Origin of the sequence: uncultured Flavobacterium sp. (assembly GCF_963925185.1) — a bacterium.
Classification (GTDB): Bacteria; Bacteroidota; Bacteroidia; order Flavobacteriales; family Flavobacteriaceae; genus Flavobacterium.
Genome location: NZ_CAWURC010000014.1, coordinates 37,140 through 43,683, shown reverse-complemented (window position 1 = coordinate 43,683; position 6,544 = coordinate 37,140). Strand labels below are relative to the sequence as shown.

Here is a 6,544-nt window from a genome sequence, read left to right as displayed (position 1 = left end):
GGGAAAGTGGTGGAGTGCGCTGGAACGTAAAGGCCGAGCCCGACGAGGAAGCCCAGCGCGGCGGTGACGCAAAACGCCCACTGCACGTGCATCCGTGGGAACGCGGCCAATCCAGAAAGCGAGGACAGAGCACGAAGGACTACGGCGGCGCGTGGCCTACTGTTCCGCCTCGTTCTCGGCTGTCTCGACTCCGCTGGTCGGGCCGATTGCACAACGTCTATTCGAGTGTTTTTTGTGCAGTAAAACGGAACAAAAAATGTATCGAGAATCGTTTTTAACGAAATTTTTCTTGTTCTCGATACGATTTTCTTACAAAAACTAATCACACCGACGAAAAATTCCCATTAAAAACTAATTACACCCAACGGGTTAAACTAACTAAATAGTTGATTTATTGAGCAATATGTTGGTCTATTATGCTACTTAGATTTTTTCTTCTGGTTCTCTGATTTTGAAAAATTATCTGTTTTTGAATGAATCAAATAATTAGCTAATAGTTTATCTATCAATTCATCCTTGGTTAAATGATGAAATATAGTTTTAATTTTTTCTTTTAAATTGACTGCAACTTCGTGATTAGGTTTCGTTTTGAAGATTTGCTTTGCCCACAATATGGTGTTATTCCCTTCTATATTTTCTAAAGTTGGTTTTTGAAATTTGGAAAATTTAATTCCCAATTCCTTTTCGAAATTAGCAATTTCTGTAACCTCTTCGGCTTGTAAAACGGTCAAAGAAAGTCCTTTGTCTCCGGTCCTTGAAGTTCTCCCGCTGCGGTGAACATAGTTTTCATAGGTATCTGGCAAATGATAATTTACCACATAGGAGATTTCCTTTACGTCAATTCCTCTTGCCGCTAAATCAGTTGCTACCAAAATATTGATGTGTCCTTCTCGAAATTGTTCCATAATTCGGTCCCGGATTCCTTGTGACAAACTGCCGTGCAAGGCTCCAGATGAAAATCGGTTTATGGCTAAATTCTTCGCGAGTTTATTGACTGCCGCTTTGGTTTTACAAAAAATAATGCCCCGTTCTCCTTCTTTAGACGTTAGAAAATGCATTAAAACATCCAGTTTTTCAATTGGACTTACAACAATATATTGGTGGTCTATTCCTTGATTTCCATCCGTTTCCATATTGGCGCTCACTTGTACCACATTTTTATTCAAGTAATTCTGAATTAGTTGTTTGATGGTTCCTGGAAAAGTCGCCGAAAATAAAAATGTTTTACGATTTTTTGGCAATTCAGCTATGATTTCATCCAAACTATCTTTTAAAATGGTAATCATTTCATCCGCTTCATCAAGAACGAGAAATTGGGTGTCTTTTAAATTTATTGCTTTGCGTTGGATCAGATCAATCAATCTTCCTGGCGTTGCAACAACAATATGTGTTGGCGCAGTTAATCGTTCTATTTGTGGTTTTATGGGAATTCCTCCGCAAGTTGCTGCAATAGAGATTTCTGGAAGGTGTTTTGCGAAAGCTTTTAAATTACTGAATATTTGATGTCCTAATTCCCGTGTTGGTACCAGAATTACTCCTTGAATTGCAGTATTTTTTGTATCGATTAATTGTAATAATGGCAATCCAAAAGCAGCTGTTTTTCCAGTTCCTGTTTTAGCAAGACCCACAAAATCAGTAGTATTTGATAAAAGTAACGGAATTGTTTTTTGCTGAATTTCTGTTGGAACAACAAATTTTAATTCAGTTATAGCTTTTAACAAAGCTGCTGAAACTCCTAATTCGGCGAATTGTTTTGACATTTTTAAGATTTATTTTTATTGCAAAAACTAAATAACGGATAATTGCGACTATTTTTAATCCGCTTCGTTCATAATTCTTTCCCGATACTTCTTCCCTATCAACAAAGTCAACTTTAGTTTATAGTCCTCAACAAGCCATTCACGGTAGTTTTTGCTGCATTGGCTCAAACATTTCGCATAGCGTTTTAATCGACATTCAATATCTGGTTCTAATTCTCTAGATAGTGATTTGGCTTCTTGTAATTCCTCGCAATTGTCTACACACATTGAAGCATGCTGTTCTAAGGATTTTTCCAAGACTACTTTTGACCGCAAATTTTGAGCTATGACTAGTTTGTGTTCTTCATCAACATCAAAAGTCACGATTTCAGTTTTGGCAAATTTAGTGCGCAATTCTGGCGGCATCTTGTATTTAAAATAAAGCTCTATTTCAGTGTCATCACGCAAATTTTCTAAATAAAACTCGGGTGATTTAAAGATGTGTTGCCAATTTACGGGTTCGTCCCAAAGTCCAAAACGCGCCGCATTATTTCCTAAATCGATAACATTAAACGTGTTTTTATTGGGTAATTTTCTAGAACCACGACCTATCATTTGAAAGTATAAAGTCAAAGATTTTGTAGCTCTGTTTAAAATAATTGTCTGTACTGTAGGTTCATCAAAACCTGTGGTAAGAATTCCAACCGAAGTTAAAATGGCATCCGGAGTTTTCTTGAACCATTGTAAAATAGCTTTACGTTCCTCGGGACTGCTCGTATTGTCAAGGTGACGAATCACAAATCCGGCTTCCCTAAAAGTTTCATAAACGTACAACGAAGTGTTGATTCCGTTATTGAAAATTAAGGTTTTTTTACCCAATGATTTCTCTGTGTAAGCATGCAATAATTTTTCCTGCATAGCCATATTCGTATACAAATCATCGGATGATTTTACGGTATAATCGCCATTAATTCCGACTTTCAGTGATGTTAAACCAACATCATAACTATACGTAGTTGCTTTTGCCAAAAAACCTTTTTCTATCAAGGAATTTATGGTATCACCAACAATCAATTCGTCGTAGTTTTCATGCATGGGTAGCTTCACGTTTGAACTCAAAGGTGTTGCGGTAACTCCCAGAATAAAAGCGTTTTTGAATGAACTTAATAATTTTCGAAAAGAATTATAATGAGCTTCATCAATAATTACTAAACCAACATTATCAAGATGTAATTTTTCGTCATTGATACGGTTTTTCAAAGTTTCGACCATTGCCACAAAACAAGAATAATCATTTTGATCTGGAAGTTCTTTTACTTTACTGTTGATGATTTTATTTTTTACATCGAAGCCTTTTAGCATTTTTGAAGTTTGCTTACAAAGCTCGATTCGATGGGTCAAAACAACCACTTTTTTGTCGTGTTTTTTTAAATATTGCCTTACTATTTCCGAAAAAACCACAGTTTTACCACCGCCAGTAGGCAATTGATATAACAAATGATGATTTTTTGGAGCATTATCCAATCTTTCAAAAATGGTTTCGATATCACCTTTTTGATAGGAATAGAGTTCTTTCTTATCTTCTACTTCTGTTTCTGAAATGTTTTGAGGCATTATTTTGGGATCGGTTTTTGCAAAAATACGCCTAAAAAACAGTTATTACATCAAAATTTACTTTAAATAAATGGGAATGTTTAAATAAATTGAATTAGCTGGGGGTTTTTAATATTCGAATCGTTCGATTATGGACGAAAATTCTTCTTTGTTAAACCAGTTTTGCCGAATACTTTCCTCATTTATCGCGATTATCCTAGTTTTGAATTCTTCTAAAATGCCATTAGCTATCATATAAATAACCGCTTGTTCGAATGAATTGAACATGCTTTTAAAAAACAATTCAGGTTTTACCACTCGTTCGGACGAAAAAGTTTGCGCAATTTCTATTGAATAAAGCATTACATCGCCAATGATATAAGGATCAACACCTAAAATTTTAAAATGTTTAATGTACTTTTGGGCAACGGAACGTCGCATTTTTGGCCTTTTTGACTTTCCTGAAGTTCTTTGCGGAAAGTATTCAGTCGCTATTTTAAGTTTACTTTCTTGTAAAAGTGATTCTTCTTTTGGATTAAAAACAAAATCATAATAGGTTTTTACAGCGCTGAATTTCTCGTACAATTCAATAAATTGCTCTTCGAGTTGCGTTTTGTTGAGTTCGTTTAGGTATTTTTTTAAATCGCGTTTGCTCATTATCAAAGTTTAGTATTGCAAAAGTAAATTAGTTTGGTGATGAATACTTCAAAAATCAATGATAATCCTTAATTTTGCAATAATAATTTTTAACACTATTTTTAATGAACAAAATTTTTAAGAACACTGCAATACTAGAAGGGATATCTTATTTGGTTTTATTTTCGAATATGCTTCTCATTAAACCTACGAATCCAGTACTTTACAAGACTATTTTATATCCAATTGGAATGACTCACGGAATATTATTTATTTGTTATGTTATTTTAGCTTTTCTACTAAAAAAATCTCAAGGCTGGGATTTAAAATCGTTTCTCATTATTTTAATTGCCTCACTCCTGCCTTTTGCAACTTTTTTTATCGAAAAAAAATATTTAAAAAATGTATAGTTTCCTTGAAAAATTATTCAATTGGCCATACCATTTATTGCGAAAATTGGGGTTTGAAGATACCATTGCGGCCTATTCAAGCCTAATAGCAAATATTTTTGTTTTAAGTATTTCATCGTATGTCATTTTTCGTTTTTTTAGATTTGCATTGGCTACAATTATGGCAATTGTTGCTCGAAAAACCAAAACTAAATTTGATGATTTATTGATATCTAATAAAACCGTAATGTATATTTCGCATTTAATTCCCCTTTTATTTATATACAAATCAGTTCCAATTATTTTAAAACATTACAATTATTGGGAAGATGTATTCGGAAAATTAGTTGGAATTTACATCATTTTACTCATACTTTGGATAATTAGAACCGTCTTCAATGCACTAAAAGAACACCTTAAAGGTATTTCTAAATTCAGTGACAAACCTATCGACAGCTACATTCAGGTTTTTATGATAATCCTTTGGATTATGGGAGTTGCAGCAATTTTTTCTGAAGTTTTTGAAATTAGAATCGAGAAATTACTGACTACTTTAGGGGCTATTTCTGCTATTATTTTATTAATTTTTAGGGACACTATATTAGGCTTTGTTGCTAGTATTCAGGTTTCGGTAAATGATATGCTACGAATTGGCGACTGGATCACTATGGATAAATTTGGTGCCGATGGTGATGTAATAGAAATTAATCTTGCAACAGTAAAGGTTCGGAATTTTGACAACACTACAACCACAATTCCTACCTATAGCTTGATTTCTGATTCTTTCAAAAACTGGCGCGGAATGCAAAAATCAGATGGAAGAAGAATAAAACGCCATATATTGATAAAGTCTAATAGTGTTCAGTTTATAAAAAATGGAGAACTTGACCATTTTATGAAAATCCAAATAATTAAAGAGTATATAGAAAAAAAGAAAATTGAAATCGAAAAATACAATTCTCAAAATAACATCGATACCGATTTATCTCTAAATGGACGAAATTTGACAAATTTGGGGTTGTTTCGAAAATATATTACAAAATATCTTGAAAATCATACAGGTTTAAATAAAGATATGATTTTACTTTGCCGACAATTACAACCCACTTCACAAGGGATTCCATTAGAAATTTATGTTTTTTCCAAAGATAAAAAATGGGAAAATTACGAATACATCATGTCCGATATTTTTGATCACGTCATTGCATCAGTTTCCTTTTTTAATTTAGAACTTTTCGAATTACCTTCTGAAGGAAAAGATGTTTTTCTGGAAGATTAAATAGAATCTAAACGATTTTTCACATATTCAATTTTGGTTTTTCCGTGTGCTTTTGGCTTACCATCAATCCCGAGGCTAACCATAGTAGTACTATCAATGGTGATAATGGTTTCTCGAGTCATCATATTTCTTGCTTCGCATTTTAGTGTAAGCGAAGTAGTTCCAAACTGTACTACTAAAATTCCTATTTCAATGATGTCGCCTTGTTTTGCGGAACTTCGAAAATTAATTTCCGACATGTGCTTGGTAACAACTCTAGAGTTTTCTAATTGAATAATGGAATACAAAGCTAATTCTTCATCTATCCAAGCTAATAATTTTCCTCCAAACAAGGTTCCGTTTGGATTTAAGTCTTCGGGTTTTACCCATTTTCGAGTATGAAATCGCATATTTATTTTTTATAATTGTAAATTTAGAGTATTCTTCCCGTTTTTTTTTATTTTTAAAGAAAAAATATGGATAAAAGAGATTTGTTTTTAAAAGAATATCGAGGGCAAACTATTGGTGGTATTTCTGACCAATCTTCGTTAGATGAATTATTCCAAAATCAAGTACTTCGTCCAATTTTGAAATTACAAAATGATTTATTTATAGCTTCTTTTATCAATTATTCTACAAAAAACAAAATAGATTTCCCTCTTTTATCTATAGAAAAAAAAATGGTGTTCATAGAAAATTCAATTCAAAAAGACATCAAATTCAGAAACACTTTAAAGGGAATGATTATTGGTTTGTTTACCGCAGAAGAATTTTTATTGTATATAAAAAAACCTTCTAGTCTTAATAAAAGAATGATAAGTATGCTCATTGAAAGATTAAAAAGTCAAGTACAATTATTTTGAAATAAACTCACTTTAATTTATAATGATCAATGATAAATTAAAAAAATCACCTGTTTTATTCTTTAA

The 6,544-nt window shown here is 32.7% G+C and carries 7 protein-coding genes; 3 read left to right on the top strand and 4 right to left on the bottom strand.

Annotation, left to right across the window (positions count from 1 at the left end; all coding sequences use genetic code 11):
• Nucleotides 1-419 precede the first annotated feature (419 nt).
• From AABM59_RS04345 to AABM59_RS04335, 3 genes are all read right to left on the bottom strand, one after another.
• Nucleotides 420-1,760 carry a DEAD/DEAH box helicase gene (locus tag AABM59_RS04345; protein ID WP_338407753.1) on the bottom strand — a complete coding sequence of 447 codons (1,341 nt, stop codon included), beginning with the start codon at nt 1,758-1,760 and terminating at the stop codon, nt 420-422.
• A gap of 54 nt (nt 1,761-1,814) precedes the next feature.
• On the bottom strand, nt 1,815-3,353 hold the full coding sequence (locus AABM59_RS04340) for a DEAD/DEAH box helicase (RefSeq protein WP_338407752.1): 1,539 nt from the start codon (nt 3,351-3,353) through the stop codon (nt 1,815-1,817).
• Nucleotides 3,354-3,461: 108 nt separating this feature from the next.
• Nucleotides 3,462-3,989 (bottom strand): DUF6155 family protein, encoded by a 528-nt coding sequence (locus tag AABM59_RS04335; RefSeq protein ID WP_338407751.1) that lies wholly within the window; start codon nt 3,987-3,989, stop codon nt 3,462-3,464.
• Nucleotides 3,990-4,093: 104 nt separating this feature from the next.
• On the opposite strand from AABM59_RS04335, the gene AABM59_RS04330 reads away from it, so the two are divergent.
• A complete protein-coding gene (locus AABM59_RS04330) occupies nt 4,094-4,378 on the top strand; it encodes a DUF3817 domain-containing protein (RefSeq protein WP_338407750.1) in 285 nt (94 codons plus the stop codon).
• Nucleotides 4,371-5,636 (top strand): mechanosensitive ion channel domain-containing protein, encoded by a 1,266-nt coding sequence (locus tag AABM59_RS04325; RefSeq protein ID WP_338407749.1) that lies wholly within the window; start codon nt 4,371-4,373, stop codon nt 5,634-5,636. Before AABM59_RS04330 ends, AABM59_RS04325 begins: the two co-directional genes overlap by 8 nt.
• Here AABM59_RS04325 and AABM59_RS04320 read toward each other — a convergent pair.
• On the bottom strand, nt 5,633-6,025 hold the full coding sequence (locus AABM59_RS04320) for a hotdog domain-containing protein (protein WP_338407748.1): 393 nt from the start codon (nt 6,023-6,025) through the stop codon (nt 5,633-5,635). The two genes, AABM59_RS04325 and AABM59_RS04320, sit on opposite strands and share 4 nt — an antisense overlap.
• A 66-nt stretch (nt 6,026-6,091) precedes the next feature.
• Between AABM59_RS04320 and AABM59_RS04315 the strand changes: the two genes are divergently transcribed.
• Entirely contained in the window at nt 6,092-6,478 is a 387-nt protein-coding gene (locus AABM59_RS04315) for a glyoxalase (protein WP_338407747.1), read from the top strand.
• Nucleotides 6,479-6,544: the final 66 nt, after the last annotated feature.